Source organism: Ramlibacter sp., assembly GCF_041916345.1.
In the GTDB taxonomy this organism is placed as follows: Bacteria; Pseudomonadota; Gammaproteobacteria; order Burkholderiales; family Burkholderiaceae_C; genus Ramlibacter.
Window position 1 is genome coordinate 18,862 of sequence record NZ_JAYRZR010000015.1, and the last position, 21,753, is coordinate 40,614.

At 71.4% G+C, this 21,753-nt stretch carries 14 protein-coding genes; 6 read left to right on the forward strand and 8 right to left on the reverse strand.

Annotated features, from left to right (window positions below):
• Nucleotides 1-108 precede the first annotated feature (108 nt).
• Entirely contained in the window at nt 109-1,245 is a 1,137-nt protein-coding gene (locus ACE3T5_RS06585) for an ABC transporter substrate-binding protein (protein ID WP_374665725.1), read from the forward strand.
• A 44-nt stretch (nt 1,246-1,289) separates the two neighbouring features.
• Nucleotides 1,290-2,444 carry a radical SAM protein gene (locus ACE3T5_RS06590; RefSeq protein ID WP_374665727.1) on the forward strand — a complete coding sequence of 385 codons (1,155 nt, stop codon included), beginning with the start codon at nt 1,290-1,292 and terminating at the stop codon, nt 2,442-2,444.
• On the opposite strand, the gene ACE3T5_RS06595 is transcribed toward ACE3T5_RS06590, so the two are convergent.
• On the reverse strand, nt 2,383-4,248 hold the full coding sequence (locus tag ACE3T5_RS06595) for an HAD-IIIC family phosphatase (RefSeq protein ID WP_374665729.1): 1,866 nt from the start codon (nt 4,246-4,248) through the stop codon (nt 2,383-2,385). The genes ACE3T5_RS06590 and ACE3T5_RS06595 overlap by 62 nt on opposite strands.
• A complete protein-coding gene (locus ACE3T5_RS06600; RefSeq protein WP_374665731.1) occupies nt 4,235-4,462 on the reverse strand; it encodes an acyl carrier protein in 228 nt (75 codons plus the stop codon). Before ACE3T5_RS06600 ends, ACE3T5_RS06595 begins: the two co-directional genes overlap by 14 nt.
• A 125-nt stretch (nt 4,463-4,587) precedes the next feature.
• On the opposite strand from ACE3T5_RS06600, the gene ACE3T5_RS06605 reads away from it, so the two are divergent.
• Genes ACE3T5_RS06605 through ACE3T5_RS06620 form a run of 4 tightly spaced genes read left to right on the forward strand, consistent with a single transcriptional unit; the run spans nt 4,588 to nt 10,883 of the window.
• Nucleotides 4,588-5,355 carry a TylF/MycF/NovP-related O-methyltransferase gene (locus ACE3T5_RS06605; protein WP_374665733.1) on the forward strand — a complete coding sequence of 256 codons (768 nt, stop codon included), beginning with the start codon at nt 4,588-4,590 and terminating at the stop codon, nt 5,353-5,355.
• A 28-nt stretch (nt 5,356-5,383) separates the two neighbouring features.
• Entirely contained in the window at nt 5,384-6,307 is a 924-nt protein-coding gene (locus tag ACE3T5_RS06610; RefSeq protein ID WP_374665736.1) for a WcbI family polysaccharide biosynthesis putative acetyltransferase, read from the forward strand.
• 5 nt (nt 6,308-6,312) lie between these two features.
• Complete coding sequence (locus tag ACE3T5_RS06615; protein ID WP_374665738.1) at nt 6,313-8,292, forward strand: hypothetical protein; 1,980 nt, start codon at nt 6,313-6,315, stop codon at nt 8,290-8,292.
• The gene (locus ACE3T5_RS06620; RefSeq protein WP_374665740.1) at nt 8,289-10,883 is read left to right on the forward strand and encodes a class I SAM-dependent methyltransferase; all 2,595 of its coding nucleotides are present in this window, start codon (nt 8,289-8,291) and stop codon (nt 10,881-10,883) included. The genes ACE3T5_RS06615 and ACE3T5_RS06620 overlap by 4 nt, the downstream gene beginning before the upstream one ends.
• Before the next feature lie 7 nt (nt 10,884-10,890).
• Here ACE3T5_RS06620 and ACE3T5_RS06625 read toward each other — a convergent pair whose 3' ends face one another.
• From ACE3T5_RS06625 to alaS, 6 genes are all read right to left on the reverse strand, one after another.
• Nucleotides 10,891-14,085, reverse strand: a complete 3,195-nt coding sequence (locus ACE3T5_RS06625; protein ID WP_374665742.1) for a tetratricopeptide repeat protein — start codon at nt 14,083-14,085, stop codon at nt 10,891-10,893.
• 9 nt (nt 14,086-14,094) lie between these two features.
• Nucleotides 14,095-15,126: a glycosyltransferase gene (locus ACE3T5_RS06630; RefSeq protein ID WP_374665744.1), complete on the reverse strand. Its 1,032-nt coding sequence runs from the start codon at nt 15,124-15,126 to the stop codon at nt 14,095-14,097.
• A gap of 40 nt (nt 15,127-15,166) precedes the next feature.
• On the reverse strand, nt 15,167-15,991 hold the full coding sequence (locus ACE3T5_RS06635; RefSeq protein WP_374665746.1) for a FecR domain-containing protein: 825 nt from the start codon (nt 15,989-15,991) through the stop codon (nt 15,167-15,169).
• 55 nt (nt 15,992-16,046) lie between these two features.
• Nucleotides 16,047-17,336, reverse strand: a complete 1,290-nt coding sequence (locus tag ACE3T5_RS06640; protein ID WP_374665748.1) for a surface lipoprotein assembly modifier — start codon at nt 17,334-17,336, stop codon at nt 16,047-16,049.
• Nucleotides 17,337-17,585: 249 nt separating this feature from the next.
• Nucleotides 17,586-18,959, reverse strand: coding sequence for a hypothetical protein (locus tag ACE3T5_RS06645; protein WP_374665751.1), 1,374 nt, complete (start codon nt 18,957-18,959; stop codon nt 17,586-17,588).
• A 69-nt stretch (nt 18,960-19,028) separates the two neighbouring features.
• Nucleotides 19,029-21,653, reverse strand: a complete 2,625-nt coding sequence (alaS, locus tag ACE3T5_RS06650; protein ID WP_374665753.1) for an alanine--tRNA ligase — start codon at nt 21,651-21,653, stop codon at nt 19,029-19,031.
• Between the last annotated feature and the right edge of the window lie 100 nt (nt 21,654-21,753).

A 21,753-nucleotide genomic window follows, 5' to 3' on the forward strand; every position in this document is an offset into this window, starting at 1 on the left:
GCATGGCTTCATCCCAAGGCGGCAATCCCACCCGATTGTGGGGAATGGGGGATCGGCGTATCGTCCATGGCACTCAAATTGCAAGCGCCGGCCCGAGAGCAAGCCACCATGCACACCACCCGCAGACACCTGCTCGCGGCGGCCGCCGCGGGCGCCACGCTGATCGCCGCGCCCGCCTGGGGCCAGGCGGCCAAGCCGCGCAAGATCATCCTCGGCCAGTCGGTACCCCTCACCGGGGCGGGCGACCAGATCGGCCTGGCCTTCGCCGGCGGCTCCAAGCTGTATTTCGACGCCTTCAATGGCCGCAAGAACAACCCCGGCTGGACGTTCGAGCTGCAGCAGCTCGACGACGGCTATGACGCCACCAAGGCCGCGGCCAACGCGAAGAAGCTGCTCGCCGACGGGGCGGACCTGCTGTACGGCTTCGTGGGCACCGCCGCCAGCGAGGCCGGCGCCGAGGTAGCCGCCAAGGAAGGCGCGATCTTCTTCGCGCCCTACGCCGCCTCCGACAAGTTGCGCGACCCGTCCGCCAGCAACGTCTTCCACGTGCGCCCCAGCCTGTATGACGAGGCGTTCAAGATGGTGCGCCACTGCGCCACGCTGGGACAGAACCGCATCGCCGTGCTGGCCGAGGACGACGCCATGGGCCGCGCCGGCCTGGCCGCGGTGCAGCAGGCCATCACCGAGCTGAAGCTGCCGCCGCTGGTCGCCAACGCCGTGGTGCCGGTCAACAGCGACAAGGTCGACGCCGCCGTCACCAAGCTGTTCGCCGCGCAGCCGCAGGCCATCATCCAGGTCTCGCTGTTCAACAGCACCGCGCACTTCATCCGCAAGATGCGCAAGGCGGGCTACGCGGGCTCGTTCCTCAACTTCTCCGTGGTCGGCATCGACCCGCTGTTCGCCGCCCTCGGCAAGGAGATCGGTGGCGTCGTGGTGAGCCAGGTCGTGCCCTCGCCGCGCAGCAGCGCCACGCCCATCGTGAAGGAGTACCTCGCGGCCATCGACAACTCCGACCAGACGCCGTCGTACGAAAGCCTGGAGGGCTTCATCGCCGCCAAGACGCTGTCCGAGGCGGTGCGCCGCGCCGGCCGCAACGCCGACAAGGCCGCGCTGCTGAAGGCCATGGCCTCGATGAACGACTACGACGTGGGCGGCTTCCGCATCAACCTGCGTGCCGGCGTGCGCGACAGCATCCGCGCCATCGACCTCGTCACCATCACCGCCGACGGGAAGATCGTGCGCTGAGGTGGCGGGGGCGCGAGCGAAAGCGCCCATGTCAGAATCCCTCCGTGCATATCTGGCCTTCCGACTGGGACGAGGACGACTATCTCCGGCGCCACGCGGACGTGGCCGAGGCCGTCCGGCAGGGCGGCTTCAAGTCGGGCTACGAGCACTACGTGCTGCATGGCGAGCAGGAGGGTCGTGCGCGCTCGGCGGCCATCCGCCCCGAGGGGCCGCGACTCACCCGCCTGTGCCACGACCCGTGGATCAACCTGGAGGTGGCGGCCAGTGGCGAGCTGCGACCCTGCTGCAACTCGGCGCCGGTCGCGGGCCAGGACGTGCGCGACATCCAGCGTGACGCGCCCGTCTTCCGCCAGCTGCGCGCGGCCCTGCTGAGCGGCGATCTGCCGGCCATGTGCCGCACCTGTCACATCCGCCCCACGGCCACGACCGAAGCGCTGCGCGACAGCCTGGCCGCGCTCGTGGCGGACGGCACGGATCTGCTCGCACCGCAGCCCCTGCAGTCGCTGCGGGTCGACGTCAACGAGCAGTGCAACCTGCGCTGCACCTACTGCGCGGTCAGCCAGCCCGGCTACCAGGGCCTGGCGATGGCAGGCGACGTGTTCGACGGCGTGCTGGCGCTCGTGGACGCGAATCCGGGCGCGCGCATCGACCTGAACGGCCACGGCGAGACGACCTTTCACCCCCGCTGGGTGGCGTTCGCGCAGCAACTGCACCAGCGCCGCGCGCAGGTCACCATCCTCTCGAACTTCGCGCGCCTGTTCACCGAGGTGGAGGCCGTGACGATGGCGCGCATGGCAACGATCCAGATCAGCATCGACTCCGCCGACGACGCGTTCCTCAAGGCCATCCGCCGCAAGGTGTCGCTCGCCACCATCCGCAGCAACATCGCGCTGATCCGGGCCAAGGCCGCAGAGCTGGGCCTGGCGCCGGCCTGGTCCGTCAGCTGCGGCATCTACGACCTCAACCTCCCGCACCTGGAGGCCCTGGCCGACTTCATCCTCGCGCAGCGCTTCGACAGCGTGACCTTCTGGAAGCTGGTGGAGTACCCGCAGGTGGCCGACGAGCTCCACGCGCGCCCCTTCGACTCGCTGCCACCCGAGGCCCTCCGCGCGGCCCGTGCCACCGTGGCCGCGGTGGTCACGCGGCTGCGGGCGGCGGGGGTGGTGGTCTGGCTGCCGCCGGATCTGGAACCCGCGTAGCCCCCGCATCGGCGTCGGTCTCGATGTGCGTCGTCCACGGCAACGGGGACGCCAGCTCGAAGCGCCACGCGTGCGCGACCCCCGGCTCCGCAACGAAGCCCATGCGCGGATAGAGATCGGCCACCACGGCATTCCGATCGGTGGGTGCATACGTTCCCACCAGGGCGCGCGCACCGCGGCGAAGGGCCCAGGTCGCCAGCGTCTGCAGCATGCACGCTTCCGCCGTGCGGCCGAACACGCGGCAACTGAGCAACCAGCTCACGATGCGCACCGTGCCGCCTGCCTCGCAGGCCACCAGTGACCCGACGAGACCGTGGTCCGCGAAGCGATCCGCCAGTTGCAGCGTGAGCACCACCGCGTCGTCACGCGCCATCCATGCGGCCAGCTGCGTCGCCGTCAGGCGGGGCGTCATCAGGTTGAACTGGCTGGTCTTCAGCTCCATCTGCGCCAGCCGGTCCAGCTGGCCGGGCTGCGCAGGCGCGCAGCGACCGCGCATCGCCAGGCCCGCCAGGAAGGCTTCGAGATCCGTGCCGGCGGCCTGCGCCGCCTGCAGGTGCGCACGCCCCGCGTAGGAGCGCGCACGGCCGAAGTCCTCGGCCGTGCAGATCTGCTGGTCGAACCAGTGGCCGGCCTCCAGCCGTGCGATGAAGCCGGCCGGGTCCGTGCCCAGATCCACCACGCCCACCTCGGGCAGTGCCTCGCGGACCCACGCGCGTTCCGCCGGGTTGTCGTCGGCCAGCACCAGGGCATCGAGCCCGACGCCGATCTCGGCGGCCACGCGGCGCAGGCCCTGCGCCTTGTCCGACCAGCTGCACTCGAAAGCCGCGAAGTCCGCCTGCCGCAGGCAGCCCGCGGGATGCGCCAGGCCGGTGACCGCGATGGCCGGGTCGTTCTTGCTGCACACGGCAAGGATCACGCCGCGCTCGGCCAGGTGACGCAGATAGGCCTGCCACTGTGCGAACGCCTCGCCACGGGCGCCATGGTCCGGGCCGAGCGCGATGCCCTCCACACCGGCATCGCCGATCGTGCCGCCCCACAGGGTGTCGTCGAGGTCCAGCACCAGCACCTTGCGGGGGCGCCCCACGAGGCCACGCCAGACCCCCTGGAACAGGCGCATCCAGGCCGGCAGATGCCGCAGGTGAAAGGGCAGGCGGGCGTGGGCACGCAAGGCGGGCGCCTCCCACTGGGCCAGCCCCACGCGCTCGGCCAGCTGCTGCGCGTCCACCCAGGCGACGCGCGGCCCGGCCGCCTCCAGCAGCGCATCGTTCAAGGCCCGCACCCGGCTGCCCACCGAACTGGCGAGGCGTCGCTCCGCGAGCCCGCGGCCGGCCGCGGACGGCGGCACCAGTGTCTGCTGCACCACGCGGCATCCGTCCGCCAGCAAGGCATCCCACATGGCCGAGAAGGTGGAGACGACGCGCTGCCGCTCGGCATCGACTTCGCCGGCCGGTGTGTCGGGCGGCAGCGGGGGCAGCCAGGCTTCCACCGCCGGCACCAGGACCACCACCTGCGCCCCCATGCGGCGCAGGGCGGAGGCCGGGTCGAGGCAAGCCTGCGCCAGGGCACCGAAGGGGGCCAGGTGCACCCGCACAAGATCTCCTTCGGCAGCGGCCGCGCAGGCGACGGCCTGCGCCACGAAATCCAGCGTCATGTCGCCGGCGAGGCCGATGCGCAGCGGCGTGGCGCCCGCCCCCTCGGCCTGCGCGGCTTCCTGCGCCAGGCGGCTGGCCTGGGCACACAGGCCCGCGGCGTCGAGCGCCGGATCGTGCAGCGCGCGCCGGATCGCTGCGTCAGGCCACGCCATGACGGGCCAGCACCGCACGCACGGCACGCACCGAGGTGAGCGAGTCGATCTCCTCGCTCTGCAGCGTCAGGCCGTAGCTCACCTCGATCATGCTGGCCAGCAGGACGATCCGCAGGCTGTCCCACTGCTCCAGGGTCTCCACGCCGTCCTCGTCGGACAGGCGGGCGGGGTCCACCTGGAGCACGGAGGCAATCAACTGGGCGACGTCTTGCATGGGCGAGGGGCAGTTTCCATCGGCGGGCCGGCCGGGCGGGATCGGGGAGCGGTCTCGCCGAGTGCGGCAATCGTAGAGGAAAGCGGCCAGCGCCCGGATGCGGGGTCACTAGAATCGCGCCCAGCATGCCAGACGCCGCCGCCCTGTACCTCGACTTGCTCAAGCGCGTGCTGACCGGCACGGTGGACACGGCGGAGCCCGATTTCGAGCGCGGCACCACGGACAGCCGGTTCATGGTCGATTTCCTGCGGCACTACATCCAAGGCGATGCCGTGACCATGCTGCCGCGGCGCCGGCTCGACCACCTGCAGCAGTGCATCGAGACCGCGCTGCACGACGCGGTCCCGGGTGACCTGCTGGAGGCCGGCGTGTGGCGCGGGGGCGCGACGATCCTGATGCGGGCCGTGCTGGCTGCGCACGGCGAGCCCGGGCGTCAGGTCTGGGTGGCCGATTCGTTCGAGGGACTGGCAGCGCCCGATGCAGCGCGGCATCCGCGCGAAGCGCGGGCCTACGCGGGCCCGGTCATGCGCGACGCCCTGGGCCGGCTCGCCGTGGGCATCGACGAGGTCCGCCACCACTTCCAGCGCTTCGGCATGCTGGACGACCGGGTCCGCTTCCTGCCCGGCTGGTTCCAGGACACCCTGCCCGACGCGCCCATCGGGCCGCTGGCCGTGCTGCGCATCGACTGCGACTTCCACGACGCCACCCTGCAGGTGCTGGAGGCACTGTACGACCGCGTCTCGCCCGCCGGGTTCGTGATCGTGGACGACTACGGCGAGGACGCCTGGACGCATTGCCGCGAGGCCGTCGACGGCTTCCGGCAGCGTCGCGGCATCACCGAGCCCCTGGTGCACGTGGACGCGGGTTGCGTCTGCTGGCGCCGCGCACGCTGATGCCCGGGCTGACCCTGCCATCGCCAACATGACCCCGCTGGCCGACGCCTACCTGTACGTGATCGAGCCGCAGGGCAGCTGGTCGCCTGACGAGGTGCGCAACGTGCTGGTGTATGGCAACTGCCAGGCGCACGCCGTCTACCAGGCGCTGGGGCATGTCGGCTTCCAGGGTGCACCGTGGCGCTTCATCTTCGCGCCGAACCATGCGCCGGGCAGCCAGGGCTACCCGGGCGAGACGGACCTGTCCGACGACCTGCTGGCGTCGGTGGCCCTGGTGCTCTGGCAATGCGAGACCTTCGAGAACCCGCGCGGGCAGGTGGTCCGCGGCCGCCTGCCGGCCGGCGTGCCCACCGTGCGCTTCCCCGCCGTGTTCATGCCCTGCCTGTGGCCCTTCATCTGCCCGGAGCCGCGTGCCGTGCCCGAGCCGCGTTTCCCGCACACCCGCTTTCCCTATGGCGACATGATCGGGCTCGAGATCGCGAAGCTGGGGCTCACGGGACCGGCGGCCGTGTCGGCCTACATGGATCTGTCCCGGGTACGCATGCCCGATCTCCCGGTGCGACTCGAACGCGACTTCGCCCGCATGCGCAAGACCGATGCCGCGTGCGACGTGGGCATCGCCGGTTTCGTGGCCCGGCGCTTCCGCCACAGCCATCTCATCTGGAGTGCCTATGGCCATGCCGACCATGCGCTGGTGTTCGAGATCGCCGATCGCGTGGCGCAGGCGGCCGCTCGTCAGCTCGGGCCCGTGACCCACCCCTTCGACAGCGCGACGGACGAGATGAAGGACCGCGTGGGCATGGGCCCGGTCCAGATCCCCATCCATCCCGCCGTCGCCGAGGCCTTCGGGCTCGGTCCGTGGATCGTCGACAAGCGCTATGCCTGGATGGGGCAGCACTGGGACTTCGTCGAGTACCTGCAGCGCTACATCCCCTACGACACCGACTGGTAGACCCGATGCCCAGCCCCTCGGTCCGAGCCGCTTGCCGGCGCCTGCCCAGCGCGGCGCAGGCGCGGGCGACGGTGCTGCCTGACGCGGTTTACGGCGCGCTCACCAGCGAGTTCGACCCGGCGTTCTACGCCCGGCAGCTCGCACTGCCCCTGCAACGCTTCTCCGAACGCTCGCGCCTGCGCCTGCTGGCCCACTACATCACGGTCGGCTGGCGGGAGGGCAAGAGCCCTTCCGCGCAGTTCGACGTGGCGAGCTACCTGGCGCTCAACCCGGACGTGGCCGCCGCCGGCATGGAGCCGCTGCGTCACTACCTGGTGCATGGCCAGGCCGAGGGCCGGCCGCTTCGCGCACACACGGCCCCGCAGGCGGACGCAGCGCCGCTGGGGCGCCTGGCGCGGCTCGGTCTCACGCCGGACGACGTGCGCGCGATGGCGCCGTGGTTCGACGAGGCCTTCTATCGCCGCGCGTGGCCGGTGCCCGCCCTCGCCGAGGGCGAGGCGCTCGCGCACTACCTCGAGCACGGCTGGCGAGAGGGCCGCGACCCCTCGCCCCGCTTCTCCACCGATTACTACCTCGCCAGCAACCCCGACGTGAAGGCCAGGGGTGTCAACCCCCTGCTGCACTTCGTGCGGTCCGGCCGGTTGGAGGGGCGCACGCACCGCTTCGCCGGTGCCTGGCGCGCGCAATGGCTGGCCCGTGTGCAGGGCCTCGATGCCCGCGCCAGTGCATGGAGACGGCCGCTGCCGCGGCCGCTGTGCCAGGCAGCGGAGCTGGACGAAGCCCTCGCCGCGCGCCTGGGCGACCCCGCCCGCGTGGCCGTGGTGATCGCGCTGCTCCAGGACCGCTACCAGGAACGCGTCGGTGGCGTGCAGCTGTGCGCGCAGGAGGAGCAGCGGCTGCTCCAGGCTGCCGGCCACGCCTACCTGGCCATCAACCCTTGGCAGCCCTTGCCCGGCCTGGACACGGGCGTCGCCGACGACTGGCTGTGCGATGTGTCCATCGACGGTCACTGTCTGGGCACGGCCCGCGGCAGAGACGTGCTGGCGGTCCTGGCGCGGCGACTGGCGCCCCATCGCTGCCATCTGGTGGTGCATTCGCTGCTGGGCCACCACGTCGAATGGATCGCGCGGCTGGGCGAGGTCGTCCGATTCGGGCAGCGGCTCTTCTGGCTGCACGACTACCTCTCGCTGTGCACGGGCTACAACCTGCTGCGCAACGACCTGAGTGCCTGCGGTGCACCGGAGGCCGACAGCAACAGCTGCCGCCTGTGCTTGCATGGTGCCGCACGGCCGGCGCACCTCGAACGGCTGCAGGCGCTGTTCAGCCGCCTGTCCTTTCGCGTGATTGCGCCGTCCGCCACGGCACGGGCCTTGTGGACCGGCAGGACGCAGCTGCCCCATGCCAGCGTCGACGTGCTGCCGCACCGCACGCTCGACGTGCGGGCCGTGACCCGCACCGCGCGGCCCACCGGTCGCCCGCTGCGCGTGGCCTTCGTCGGCCAGCCCGCGGTCGACAAGGGCTGGTTCGTCTTCCGCGACCTGGTGGACAGCCTGCGGCGGGACACCCGCTACGCCTGGTACCACCTGGGTGCCACCGCCGATGCGCACCCGCAGGTGACGCAGGTGGACGTGCGGCACACACCCGACGATCCGCAGGCCATGCAGGAGGCGATCGCGGCACAGGCGATCGACATCGCCCTGGTCCTGTCCCCCTGGCCGGAGACGTTCTGCCTGGCGGCGCACGAGGCGCTGGCGGGCGGTGCGCTGGTCGTTGCACTGGCGAGCGGTGGTCATGTGGCCGCTCTCGTCCGGTCCACGGGCGCCGGCCACCTGGCCGAGGATGAAGACGGTCTGCTCATGGCGTTTCGCGATGGTTCGCTGATCGACGCGGTGGACCGCCACCGTGCACTGGGGACTGCATTCGAGCTGCGGTCCAGCGGCCTTTCGGCAGCCGCCCTGGGCCTGATCGCGAAGGCGTGTGCATGATGCAGGAGACCCCGGTCGCCACCGGCCTCTGCTGCCTGACCGTGTGGCGCTTCGCGCAACTGCCGCAGGCGCGCATCCTCGCAGCGACGTTGAAGCGGCTGCACCCGGCGTGGCACCTGGTGGCCGCGCTGGCCGATGCGCCGCCGCCCGGCCTGGCCTGCACCCTCTCGGACGACGGTTTCGACGAGGTCTTGCCCGCGCCCACGCCGCAAGCCGCAGGGGCGACCACCCAGGCGGCCTCGTCACGCGATGCCGCACACGCCGCCGCCCTGCAGCACCTGGCGGAAGCCGGCCACGACCGCATCGTCGTGCTGGCACCGGGCGTCGCGGTGCTGAATCCGCTGACGCCCCTGGTCGATCTGCTGGCGTTGCACCCGATCGTCCTGGTGCCGCACCAGCTGGTGGCGTCGGAGGGGTCTGCGCAGGACGACATCTTCACGCCCGGCTGCGTCGCCTTCCGCGCCAGCGCGGAAGGCGCCCGCTTCGCCGCCGAATGGGGCCGGCACCTGCGGCACGGCCAGGCGCAACATTGGCTGGACCGCGTGCCGGTGCTGTTCGACGGCGTGCACATCCTCAAGGATCCCGGTTGGCAGGTGTCCCGCCGCAACCTCGCCGAGCGGACGCTTGCCTTCGACAGCGCCGGCCGGCTGCTGGCGAACGATCATCTGCTGCGCACCTTCGACGGGTCGGACCGGGTCGCCGACGCCGGGCCGGTGCCCGTCGACCCACTGCGCTTCAGCGTGGCTGCGCACGATGTCCTGTGCTGGTACCGCCTGGAAGTGGCGCGCTTCGACGACCCGGCCTTGCCGCGGGAAGATGCGAGGCCTGAGTCACCCGCACCGGCCGCCGCGCTGGCGGGACCGATGCCGGCGCCCCCAGGCCGCCCCGCATCGAGCCCAGCTGCCCAGGGCACGACGCCCACCCGCTACGGGGTGATGCGCTGCTTCCTCGACGACGACCTGATCTCGCGCTACCTGCGGGTCTACGGTGAGTGGGCCCACTTCGAGACCCAGCTGCTCGCGTCGCTGCGGTGCGCGCGGGTGTTCGACATCGGCGCCTACCTCGGCACCTTCAGCCTGGGCGTCGCCGTGTCCGAGCCCGACTTCGTGCTCGCGGTCGAGGCCAACCCCGAGGCCCATGCGCTGCTGCGGGCCAACCTCGCCCGCAACCTGCCCGCGCCCTACGCCACGCTGAACGCCGCCGTCCTGCAGGACAGCGGCGCGGTGACCGGCGCACCCTCGGCCGTGGACAACCGCGGCACGTTCACCGTGCACGCCCCCTCTCCCGGCGCGCCCGGCCCGGTGATTCCCGCGCGCACGCTGGCCGAACTGCGCGCCGAGTTCGGCCCCTACGACCTGCTGAAGCTCGACGTGGAGGGCAGCGAGCGTGAGGTGATCCGCTCCGACGCCGAATGGATCGCCGCCAACAAGCCGGTCATCTGGGCCGAGTGCAACGAGCACCCGGACAGCCTGGCCCTCTTCTCGCTGCTGCAGGCGCTGGGCTACGACCTCTGGTTCTACCGGTTCCCGGCCTTCAACCCCGACAACTTCCTCGCCAGCGGGCAGCGCCTGGTGCCGCTCGGGCATGAGGCGGGCCTGCTCGCCGTCGCCCCCGGCGGGCCGCCGCCAACGTGCCCCCCCGAAGCGGCCCGCGCGGGCGCCGAGCTCGTGCGCGTGGACAGCGTCGAGTCGCTGCGACAGGCCCTGTGGCGCACGCCCCGCCATGGCGACGCGCGGTGGGATTTCCTGTCGCGCACCGAACTGCTGGGGCTGCTCTCGCGGCAGCCCGACGAAGCGCGAGGGTACGACGCGTTCCTGAGCGGGCGCGCGGCGCCCGCGCCCGCCACAGGCGAGCGCGTGACTGGCCGCGACGTCGGCGCGAGCTACCGCAACGACGTGGCGGCCATCCTGCAGGCCTACGGCGAACAGGAAGGCATGTCCATGGCCGTCGGCGGGCAGTTCGAGGCCGTCGGGCAGATCGAGTGTGCCCTGCTGTTCCAGCAGGGCCTGCATGACCAGGCGAGCATCATCGACGTGGGCTGCGGCAGCGGCCGGCTCGCCTCGCAGCTCAAGGACCGGTTTGCCGGGCGCTACGTGGGCATCGACGTCGTGCCTGCCTTGCTGGCCTACGCCGAGCGCATCTGCAACCGGCCGGACTGGCGGTTCTACCAGGCACCCGGCTTCGCCATCCCCGAGCCGGACGATTCCGCGGACTTCGTCTGCTTCTTCTCGGTCTTCACGCACCTGCTGCATGAGGAGTCGTACACCTACCTGCAGGACGCGAAGCGCGTGTGCAAGCCGGGTGGGCGCATCCTCTTCTCGTTCCTGGAGTTCCGCATCCCCTCGCAGTGGCCCATGTTCGAGCTGGCCGTGGCCGACACGCGGCCGGACAAGGTGCTCAACCAGTTCATGTCGCGTGACGCCATCGAGGCCTGGGCCGGGCACCTGGGACTGGAGATCCTGGCGATCCATGACGGCGACAAGCCTCACATCGACCTGCTGCCGCCAGGGTCCGCCGCCAGCGGCGAAGGCGCAACCCGGGTGAGCCTGGGGCAGTCCGTCTGCGTGCTGACCAAGCGGGCGCCCGCCTGATCGCGATCTAGGAACGGGTGCGCAGGCGCCGGGCCAGGGCCTCGATCTGCCGGGCGATGCGCGTGCCGTCCAGCAAGGGGGATGCCCTGACCTGCTCACGCAGGCCTTCTCGCAGCGCGGCCAGGCGGGGCAGGTCCCGCGTGAGGCCGACGGCCGTCTCCACGTAGCCCTCCACCGTCTCGGCCACCCATTCCGCGTGGCCCACGGTGCTGACCAGCGAGGCCCCCTGCCGCGCGCCCGACCACTGACCGGCCAGCGTGACGACCGGCACGCCCATCCAGAAGGCATCGAGCAGGCTGAGGCCGCCACTGCCGGGAAAGGTGTCGAGCACCACATCGACCCGCTGCAGCGATTCGAGAAAGCGCGTGTGATTGCGATGCGGCTCGAAATCAACGCGCCCGGCCGCGATGCCCGCGCGCGCCAGCAAGGCCAGCAGGCTGCGTCGCGCGGGCCAGTCATGGCCGAGCCGCCCCAGGCACAGCAGGCGCGACCGCGGCAGGCGCTGCATCACCTGCGCCATGGCCTGCACGGACTCGTCGTTCAGCCGCACGTGCCGCGCGATGACGCCGAAGGTGACCTCACCCGCGTCCAGCGCCGGCAGGCGGTTGACCGGCGGGGGTTCCAGCGGTGGCTCCCAGCACCACTGGCCACCCTCCAGCCACTCCACGGTCTCCGTGTACCAGCCGCGATGATCCTGCGGCACGGACCATCGGTCCGCGAGCAGCACGTCGAACAGCCCGCCGGAGGTGCCCCAGGTGCCCAGCCACCCCACCTGGCAGGTCGCGATGCGCCGGCCCAGCACGCGCAGCAGGCCGAACTGACCCAGATCCGGCGCCAGGCTGCCCAGCGGATGCAGGCCGCCCGTGTCGATGACGATCTCGATGCCATTGGCCGCGCAGATGGCCGGCAGCCGCTCGAGATCGATGCGCCGCAACTGCACGTTCGAGGGCAGGTCGGGCCAGTGCTCGTCGCTGAACAGCAGGATGTCGATCTCGGCCTGCGCATGGGCCGCCAGCACGCGGCGCAGCAGGCTCTGGTGCGGCTGGGTGGCGAGGTACGCGAGCCGCGGGCGGCTGCCGCGCGAAGGCAGCGTCAACTGACCTTGCGCGCCGGCTGCGGCCCTGGCACGCGAGGCCTCACTCGTCATGCCACGTGACCAGTCCCGCGCCTGCAGGGCCAGACCGATGGGCGTGCTGCGCGCGCTCATCCAGGCGAAGTACAGCGCCGCGCACTGCAGCCAGCTCTCCTCGGGCTCCCGTTCGCGCGCGTAGTCGCACAGGCGCGCCATGTCGGCATGGGCGTGCAGGTGCACCGCGTTCGCCATCGCCTGCCGCAGGGCGGCCAGCCGGGCGGGCCGGTCCGCCGCATCCAGCAGCGCCGCCGCGCCGGGGTGACCCAATGCCACCGCGCGGCTCACGATCTGCAGCACCGCCGCATCGTCCGGCGCGCGCGCCAGCAGCTCGCGGCACAGCGCCACCGCGGCGGCGCCGTCGCCCTCGTCATCCACGCCACCCTCGGTCAACAGGCGGGCCCGCAGCAAGCGGGCCGCGTGCACCTCCGCGGGCGCGCCCTCCAGCAGCGCCAGGGCAGCGCGCCCCTCGCCGGCCCGCAGGCCCAGCTCGGCGCGCTCGATCAGGATGTCGGGCTGGTCGGGCTGGCACGCACGCGCCTGCTCGCAGGCCGCGCGCGCTTCGGCGAAGTCGCCCTGCTCCATGTGGATCCAGGCCAGGCGGCGCCAGTGCTGCGCGGCGTCGGGCTGCAGGGCCAGGGCCTGTTCGATGGCCCAGCGCGCCTCGCCCCAGCGGCGCTGGAAGTAGCGCACCTCGGCCAGCGCCCGCCAGGCATCGGCGCGCCAGGCATCCGGCTGCCGCGGCCCCTCGGCCAGCAGGCGCTCGGCCAGGCGTTCCGCGGCGGGCACGTCACCGCAGCGCGCGAGGATCAGCGCGCCCTGGATGCGCGCCGCCGTGTCCTCGGGGGCCAGGGTCAGCAGGTGCCGCACGGCATCGGCCGCGGCCTGCAAGTGGCCCAGTTCGGCTTCGGTCCAGGCGAGGGTGCGCCAGGTCTCGATGCGGTCGCTGGCCAGGCCCGTGCTGCGCAGCAGCCAGCGCCGGGCCGCCCGGCGCCGCCCGCGCAGGCTGGCCGCGACGGCCAGCAGGCGCAGGGCCTCGGGTTGCGCCGGCGCGCGGCGAAGCAACGGCAGCAGCGATCGTCGTGCGGCCTCGTGGTCCCGCCGTTCCAGCAGCAGGTGCACGCGCAGTTCGGAGGCGGCCGGATGATCGGGATCGGCCTGAAGGGCCTGATCGACCAGCTGCATGGCCTCGTCGGTCTGGCCGGCGCGACGCCGGAACTCGGCCAGTCGCCACCAGTGGCCGGCCTGTGCGGGTTGCAAGGCCAGCGAGCGTTCGATGGCGGCGGCCGCCGCCGCCGCATCGCCCTGGGCCTCGTGCACCTGGGCCAGCAGATCCCAGCCGCGCGCGTCGTCGGGCGCCACCGCCGTCAGCCGCCTCGCCACGCGCTTGGCAGTGACGGTGCGGCCGTGCTCGCGCAGGGCCACGCCATAGGCCAGCAGCAGATCCGCATCGGCCGGCAGGCGATCCAGCGCGGCCTCCAGGGTGCGCAAACCTTCAGCCGCCCGGCCCAGGTGCACCAGGCATTGGCTCAGGTGCAGGGACAGGCGGGCTGCGACAGACGCGTCCTCGGGCCGCTGGGCAAGCGCCTCGCGGTAGAAGCCCGCGGCCGCGCCGAAGCGGCCACTGGCCTGCTCCAGCCAGCCAGACTGCAGCAGGCGCGGCACCGTGCGGCGGGCGCGCAGCGCCTGGCCGGCCCAGGCCCGGGCCTCCACGGTCTGCCCCAGGTCATGCAGCAGCCAGGCCAGCGAGAACGCCGCCTCGTCGAGCGAAGGGTCGAGCTCGCAGGCGCGCCGCAGCGATGCGGCCGCGCCCTGCCGGTCGCCCTGCCGGTGCAGCACCCAGCCCAGGTACCAGTGCAGCGCGGCCTGCACGGGCCAGCGCGCCAGCGCCGGACGCAGCACTGCAGCGGCTTCGTCCAGCTCGCCGGCGTCATAGAGGAAGAAGCCGAGGGCGGCGGCCGCCATCGGATCCGACTCGTCCCGCGCCGCCTGCCGGGCAATCGCGATGGCCGCTGCGCGGTCACCGGCCGCGAAGCGGGCCCAGGCGTCGTCGATGCGGGCGGACGGGTCCATGCGCGCGTGTCAGCGCTGCGCGTGCGCCGCCAGCAGCCCCAGCAGGTCGGCCGCGATCAGCGGCGTGGCGGCGGCATGGGCCAGGCCCTTGCGGCGTGCGGCATCCCCGAAGCCCTCGGTATCGGCATAGAGCCGCCGCAGGGCATCGACCCAGTCCTCCACCGGCGCATGCGGCCCGAGCGTGAGGCCGCCCTCACCCACGTTGTCCACCAGCGCGCCGCGGTTGCTGGCCAGCACGGGCAGGCCGTTGAGCTGCGCCTCCACCACGGTGCGGCCGAAGGACTCTTCCCACACCGAGGGCATCAGCAGCACGCGGCTGCGGGCATAGAGGCTGCGCATGTCGTCGGTCGGCTCCTGCCACTCCACGTTGCCGAGCTGCAGCGCGCGCCAGCGGCAGTGGCGTCGCCACGTGGGCTCGAGGTTCCAGCTTTCCACCACCAGGAAAGGCAGGTCCGGGCATTGCGCGGCCAGGGCGAACATCAGCTCCACGCCCTTGATCGGCGTGGGGTTCACGAACAGCACGCGATCCCCCGTGACGGGCGTGAAGTAGCGCTCGCCATCCACCACCGGCGGGATGACCGCGCAGTCGAGGCCGAACAGCGCGCGCCAGCGCTGCGCGGTGAAGTCGGAGTTGGCGAGAAACAGCAGGGCGGGGTCGGGGCGCAGCGCACCATGGAGCTGGTGCGTCTCCACGTTGTGGAGATAGACGGCTGTCGGCCTTCCGGTCTGCAGGCTCGCCAGCAGCATCGGCGCGAGCGCGGTGCCACTCTGCACGATGATCACGCTGGCGTTCCAGGCGGCTGCGATGAGCGGCAAAGCACCCTCGGGGTCGGGGGCGCGAAAGACCGCATAGCCCAGGGTCTCGTCCGCGCGGGCTGACGCCCCGCCGGCCGCCGCGGGACCGTGCTCCGACAAGCCGCACAGCACGGCCGCCTCGGCGCCGACGTTCTGCAGGGCCAGGCACAGGTCGTGCGTGGTTGTCTGCAGGCCGCCGCGGATGTCAGGCAGGTGCGGGTAGTTCGACGCGAAGAGGACGCGCATCGTGGCGGTGCTGGCGCGGGCGCAGGGCCCGCCACCGGCATCAGGACTGGTTCGGGATGCTGCCGCTGCCCAGCAGGTTCTGCAGGGTCGGCGGCGCGGCATTGCCACCCTGGCTGGGCGGCGGCGGCGTGGACGGCCCGCCCAGGCGGTCCGGCGAGAGATTGGGAGCGGGCGTGCCGCCTCCCGGCAGCGTGCCCCCGCCTTGCGAGGGCCCGGGTGCCGGCCCAGGCGCCGGCCCCGGTGGCGGGGCAGGCGGCGGGGGTGGCGACAGGCGGATGGGCTGGCCAAGGCCGCCGGGGCCGAACATCACCCCGAAGCCGGGACGATTGATGATCAGCGGGGGGGCCCCGTTGTTGCCATTGTTCGTGAGCGACATCGACAGGCCGAACAGGAACTGGGCCATGAGGTTGGGGCCGTTCGACTGCAGCGTGCTGATGCCGCCGCGGATGCCCACCGTGGCCGTGGCCGTGCGCACCAGGACCTCGTTGCGCTTGCTGATCACGCCGCCCACGACGCGCAGGAAGCCGCGGGTGAATTCCAGCGCGATGCTGCCTTCCTTCTTCTGGGCGTCGTACTCCAGCCGGGCAATGGCCACTTCACTGTTGGGGCCGACTGTCACGGCGGACTGATCCGGGAACAGCACGTGAACGGTCTGGTTGGGCCCCGTCACCACCTTCTGTCCGCGTGCGGCTTCCATGTAGAGCGGTTGCACAACGGCCGGCTTGCCGGGTTCGGTGGTGGTGATGACGCCGGCGGGCCCGCGGGCCTGCGCGCTCGGCGGCGTCGTCTGCGCCAGTGCGGAAGGCAGCGCGGCGCCGGTCAGTGCGGCGGCCAGCCACCAGTCCTTGGGAATCGGGGGGCTCATCGGTCACTCCTGGCGGCGGGATGGCGCGGGCTGGATCGGTTGGGCATCGTCGTCTTCAGAAAGAGCGCATCAGGCTGGCCGATGCCGATGTGTTGCGGTAGCGGAAGTTCGGCAGGTTGGAGCGGTTGCGGGCGTGCTCCACCGAGAACAGGGCCATCCACTGGCTGGTGATCGGCACCGCGTGGTTGACCGACAGGCGCCACTCGCTGTCGGTTCGTGCGGCATTGGCGTTCACGCCCGGATCGGGGGCGTCGTAGTCGCGCTGCAGCGCCGCGAGCGAGACCGAGGTCGTCCACCCCGGCGCGGTGGGCGACACCGGGCTGGCATAGGACACCGCGTAGGTGACGCGCGCCTCCTGCTGGTCGTAGTCGTGCAAGGCGAGGCGGGTGGCGTTGGCGCGGAACGCGACCTCGCCAGTGAAGACGTGCCCGGGGCGCAGTTCGCGCGACAGCCGCGCGCGCACGCTGGCGAGCCGGCCGCTCACGTCAGCGGCGTTCAGGAAGTCGACCCGCGTCTCGAAATCACGGTGCTGCGTGTCGACGGTCACGTCGAGCACGGTGCGCTCGTCCTGCCGCCAGGAGATGTCGAGGCCCAGGCCCTTGCCGTCCATGTAGCGATGACGCTGGGCCGTGATGTTCGCCAGGCTCAGGTGCGGCCGCAGGGTGAGTTGCGGCGTCGTGCCGGGCATGGGCTTGAACTCGAAGCCGGTGTTCAGGTCCAGCGCGGTGAGGTCGTAGGCGTGCGTGGGGCTGGCCTGCAGCGCGCTGCCGCTCGACGCGTGGTAGTCCACCACGTAGGCGGAGAAGTTGCTGGTGATCGCCGCGCTGTTCTGCCACTCCAGGTCGTAGGTGTGCTGCAGGCGCAGGCCGAGGTTGATGTCCCAGTCGGAGTCGGGCTTCTGGCTGGCCGCGACGGGCACCACGATGCCCGCGGACTGCACCTGCGAGGCACTGGTGCGATACGCCGGATTGGACTGCGAGCGGATGCCCACGACCGCGTGGCCGCGCAACTGCGTTGGCTGGTTGCGGCGCAGGGCATCCCTGGCGATGGTCTCCGCGAAGGCACGTTGCGCGGCGGGCAGCCGCGAGTCGGCCAGCGCCTGGTTCGCCAGCGCGGCCGCCTGCCCGTAGGAGCCGAGCCGGTAGTAGAGCACCGCGATCTCGAGCGGCAGCTCCGGCGGGTAGTCGGGCTGCAGCATCAGGCGCTCCAGCGCGCCGATGGCCCCTTCGTAGTTGCCGCCTTCCACCTGGATGCGCGCGTACTTCGACCACAGGGCGAGGTCGTTGGGCTGCTGCAGGATCTGGCGGTAGGCCTCGTCGGCCTGGCGCTCCAGGGCGGGATCCATCTGAACCTGGACCTGGGCCGTCGCGGCCCCGGCTGCCAGCAGGGCCGCGATGGCGACGGCGCCGAAACCGAGCTGTTGACCTTCGCACCGTTGCCGCACGGAAACCCCCGAGATGATGAACCTGAGCACTATAGAGGAGAACAGGGTTGACGAGCCTGACAGACGACGTCGTCGGCGCGGTTCAGTGTGAACAGCGCCACAGACCGGCGCCTTCGTGTCAGGTCCATCCCGCGACCGTGGCCGCTCCGCTCACGATGCCACACGCCGGATCGCCACGGACCGCCCGTTCGGCAGCGTGAGCGTGGCCGCGGTGGCGGAGCTCGCCTCGAACCGGATCGAGCCGATCCGATCAGGCAATGCGATCGCCTCGCGCCAGCCTCCACCCAGCGTCTGGCCGCTGCGCATCTGCTGCAGCGCCACCACGAAACTGTCGGGGCTAGTGAGCGGTGCAGAGGCCACGTACCACACGGGCTGGCCCGCTTCGTTGTACATGAACGCGCCGAACAGCACGGTGCTGCCCTGCACATCCACCACGTAGCCGCGTCCGCTCTCGGCCTCGCTCCACCACATGCCGTTCTGGAAGCGCGCGGCGGAGGGCTGGATGGGGCCGCCCGTGACGGAGAAGCGCTCGATGCCGATGGCGATGGGGGCGCCGTCAGCCGCCCGCCCCTCCAGCATCCCTCGCGTCGGCGTGCCGAACCGGGCACCGAACCACCTCGTCGCGGCGGATGCCGTCGGCGGCCGCCACGCGCCGGCCAGCGACTGTCCGCCCTGGTGGCGCTGCAGTTCGCCGCCGAACTCGTTGAAGATCGGCCCTACGCGCGTGAGTTGCCCCGAATACCAGGTCGCCCATTCGCTGGGCTCGAACATGTACGCACCCAGCAGCACCTGGTCATTCCGGTAGTCGATGAAAAAGCCGCGCCCGGGCTCGGCGGGGTTCCACCACATGCCGCTCTCAGGCGCGAGCCCCACCTCGGGCACGGTGTAGACGCTCACGTCGTCAATGAGGAAGGACGTGGGCAGGGTCTCGTCCGTGGTGGACTGGAAGCGCAAGGGTCCCGTGTAGCCGCGGTAGTAGCTGATGTCGAAGGGCCCGGCTCTTGTCCAGCCCTTGGTCCGGTTCACGTTCGACAGGGTGGTCACGACCCCTGATGTCGTATCGCCGGCGAAGGCGAGCACTTCGAGCACGTCGTAGGCGGTGTCCTCGCTCTTCTCCTCCGTCAAGACCTGATACCAGAACTCAAGGTAGATGCGGTGCGGACCCTTGGTGCCGGTGATGGTCTGGCTGAGCTGGTCGCGAAGGCGGTTGTCACCGCCCAGCCACGCCATGCGCGAGCCGGTGTTGGGCGGTGCTGGGGGCGCATTGAAGCCACCGGTCAGGGCGTAGCCCGCAGACGACACGCCAGACCACCCCGCCTCACCCTGCTCGAAGCCGCCGTTGACCATGAAGTCGCCCGCGATGGGCGTGGCGGCCTTGCGCAACGCCTGCGGATCCGTCGCGACGGGCCCTGCAAGCGGCGAAGCCGCCTTCACCGCCCGCAAGCCTTCGTCACCGCCCCCGCCGCAGGCGCCCAGCAGCGCAGCCGCCAGAAGCCACGCACTCCAGCCGAATCGTTTTCGCATCGCCCCTCCCCGGCGCCAACCTCGCGCCTGATGGGACAGGAGACTAACCGATGACGGTGACGGTAAGCCTCACACCTTGCCGGCCACCCAGCCCTGCACCGAGGCCAGCGCCGCGGGCAGCGCGGCGGCGTCGGTGCCGCCGGCCATGGCCATGTCGGGCTTGCCGCCGCCCTTGCCGCCCACCTGCTGGGCGACGAAGTTCACCAGCTCGCCGGCCTTGACCTTGCCCGTGCTGTCGGCCGTCACGCCAGCGGCCAGCTGCACCTTGCCGCCTTCCACCGTGGCCAGCACGATGGCGGCCGTCTTGAGCTTGTCCTTGAGCTTGTCCAGCGTGTCGCGCAGGGTCTTGGCGTCGGCGCCGTCCAGGCGCGCGGCCAGGACCTTCAGGCCCTTCACGTCCACTGCCTGGCTCACCAGGTCATCGCCCTGCGAAGAGGCGAGCTTGCCCTTGAGCTGCGCCACTTCCTTCTCGAGCGCGCGCACCTGCTCCAGCACCTGGTTCACGCGGCCCTGCAGTTCGGTCGGGGCGGCCTTGAGCGAGCCGGCGACGGACTGCACGGTGCCTTCAAGCTGCTGCAGGTAAGCCAGGGCATTGGCGCCCGTGACTGCCTCCACGCGGCGCACGCCCGCGGCCACGCCGCTCTCGGCCACGATCTTGAACAGGCCGATGTCACCGGTGCGCTGCACGTGCGTGCCTCCGCACAGCTCGCGGCTGCTGCCGATGTCGAGCACGCGCACGCTGTCGCCGTACTTCTCGCCGAACAGCATCATGGCGCCGGTGGCCTTGGCGGACTCGATGTCCATCACGCGCGCCTGCGTGGCGGCGTTGGCCAGGATCTCGGCGTTCACCCGTTGCTCGATCTCGCGCACCTGCTCGGGCGTGACCGGCGCGTTGTGGGTGAAGTCGAAGCGGGTCTTGTCGGCATCGACCAACGAGCCCTTCTGCTGCACGTGGCCGCCCAGCACCTCGCGCAGGGCCTTGTGCATCAGGTGCGTGACCGAGTGGTTGCGCATCGTCGCGTGGCGGCGCGCCATGTCCACCGAGGCCTGCACGTGATCGCCCACGGCCAGCGTGCCCGTGGCCAGGTGGCCGTGGTGGCCGTACACGTCGGCCTTGATCTTCTGCGTGTCCTCCACCTCGAACACGGCCGAGCCGCTGGTGATGCGGCCGGCATCGCCGACCTGGCCACCGCTCTCGGCATAGAAGGGTGTGCTGTCCAGCACCACGATGCCCGGCTGGCCCCACTTGAGCTCGGCCACCGGCGTGCCATCCACGTAGATCGCGACGACCTTGGCGCCCTCTTCCAGCTTCTCGTAGCCGACGAAGCGGTTGCCGGCGCCCGAGTAGTCGAGCACGCGGTCCATCTTGAACTTGCCGGCGGCACGGCCCGCGGCCTTCTGCTTCTCCATCGCCGCATTGAAGCCCGCCTCGTCGACGCTCACGCCGCGCTCGCGGCACACGTCCGCCGACAGGTCGAGCGGGAAGCCGTAGGTGTCGTGCAGCTTGAAGGCCACGTCACCCGGCAGCACCTGCTGGCCACCGGCCAGCGCGGCATCCAGGATTTCCATGCCGTTGGCGAGCGTCTCGTAGAAGCGCTCCTCCTCGGCCTTCAGAACGTCCATCACGCGCTGCTGCTGCTGCGCGAGGTTGGGGTAGGCCTCGCCCATCAGCTGCACCAGGGTGGGCACCAGCTGGTGGAAGAAGGGCGTCTTGCGGCCCAGCTTGTAGCCGTGGCGGATGGCGCGGCGGATGATGCGGCGCTGCACATAGCCGCGGCCCTCGTTCGACGGGATCACGCCGTCGGCCACCAGGAACGCCGTGGCACGGATATGGTCGGCGATGACGCGCAGCGAGGGGTTGCTCAGGTCCTGCGTGTCGGTGGCCTTCGCCGCGGCGGTGATCAGCGTGTCGAAGAGGTCGATCTCGTAGTTGCTGTGCACGTGCTGCAGGATCGCGGCCAGGCGCTCCAGGCCCATGCCGGTGTCCACGCAGGGCGCGGGCAGCGGCCGGACCGAGCCATCGGGCTGCATGTCGAACTGCATGAACACGTTGTTCCAGATCTCGATGTAGCGGTCGCCATCGGCCTCGGGGCTGCCCGGGGGGCCGCCGGCGATGTGCGGGCCGTGGTCGTAGAAGATCTCGGAACACGGGCCGCAGGGGCCGGTGTCGGCCATCATCCAGAAGTTGTCGCTGGCGTAGCGCGCGCCCTTGTTGTCGCCGATGCGCACCACGCGCTCGGGCGGCAGGCCGATCTCCTTCGTCCAGATGTCGTAGGCCTCGTCGTCCTCTTCGTAGACCGTGGCCCACAGGCGATCCGCCGGCAGCTTGTAGACCTCGGTCAGCAGCTCCCAGGCCCACTTCAGCGACTCGCGCTTGAAGTAGTCACCGAAGCTCCAGTTGCCCAGCATCTCGAAGAAGGTGTGGTGCCGCGCGGTGTAGCCCACGTTCTCCAGGTCGTTGTGCTTGCCGCCGGCGCGCAGGCAGGCCTGCACCGAGGCCGCGCGCACGTAGCTGCGCTTGTCGGTGCCGAGGAACACGTCCTTGAACTGCACCATGCCGGAGTTGGTGAACATCAGCGTGGGGTCGTTGCCCGGCACCAGCGGGCTGGAGGCCACCACCGTGTGCCCCCGGTCCTTGAAGAAATCGAGGAAGGTCTGGCGGATCTGGGCGACGGTGAAGGTGGGCGTGCTCATGGCGGGGGCTTGGGGGCAGGGGCGGAATGGACGCGCGGGCGCGCCTAAACGCTTGATTCAGAAGAACATTCGATTATAGAAGCGGGTGCGGTGCGCAAGG

Excerpts from the sequence above, each read along its gene's own strand:
- ACE3T5_RS06585 (WP_374665725.1), top strand. The coding sequence starts at position 109 with ATGCACACCACCCGCAGACACCTGCTCGCGGCGGCCGCCGCGGGCGCC.
- ACE3T5_RS06595 (WP_374665729.1), bottom strand. The coding sequence starts at position 4,248 with ATGGCGTGGCCTGACGCAGCGATCCGGCGCGCGCTGCACGATCCGGCG.
- ACE3T5_RS06600 (WP_374665731.1), bottom strand. The coding sequence starts at position 4,462 with ATGCAAGACGTCGCCCAGTTGATTGCCTCCGTGCTCCAGGTGGACCCC.
- ACE3T5_RS06605 (WP_374665733.1), top strand. The coding sequence starts at position 4,588 with ATGCCAGACGCCGCCGCCCTGTACCTCGACTTGCTCAAGCGCGTGCTG.
- ACE3T5_RS06610 (WP_374665736.1), top strand. The coding sequence starts at position 5,384 with ATGACCCCGCTGGCCGACGCCTACCTGTACGTGATCGAGCCGCAGGGC.
- ACE3T5_RS06615 (WP_374665738.1), top strand. The coding sequence starts at position 6,313 with ATGCCCAGCCCCTCGGTCCGAGCCGCTTGCCGGCGCCTGCCCAGCGCG.
- ACE3T5_RS06620 (WP_374665740.1), top strand. The coding sequence starts at position 8,289 with ATGATGCAGGAGACCCCGGTCGCCACCGGCCTCTGCTGCCTGACCGTG.
- ACE3T5_RS06625 (WP_374665742.1), bottom strand. The coding sequence starts at position 14,085 with ATGGACCCGTCCGCCCGCATCGACGACGCCTGGGCCCGCTTCGCGGCC.
- ACE3T5_RS06630 (WP_374665744.1), bottom strand. The coding sequence starts at position 15,126 with ATGCGCGTCCTCTTCGCGTCGAACTACCCGCACCTGCCTGACATCCGC.
- ACE3T5_RS06635 (WP_374665746.1), bottom strand. The coding sequence starts at position 15,991 with ATGAGCCCCCCGATTCCCAAGGACTGGTGGCTGGCCGCCGCACTGACC.
- ACE3T5_RS06640 (WP_374665748.1), bottom strand. The coding sequence starts at position 17,336 with ATGGATCCCGCCCTGGAGCGCCAGGCCGACGAGGCCTACCGCCAGATC.
- ACE3T5_RS06645 (WP_374665751.1), bottom strand. The coding sequence starts at position 18,959 with ATGCGAAAACGATTCGGCTGGAGTGCGTGGCTTCTGGCGGCTGCGCTG.
- alaS (WP_374665753.1), bottom strand. The coding sequence starts at position 21,653 with ATGAGCACGCCCACCTTCACCGTCGCCCAGATCCGCCAGACCTTCCTC.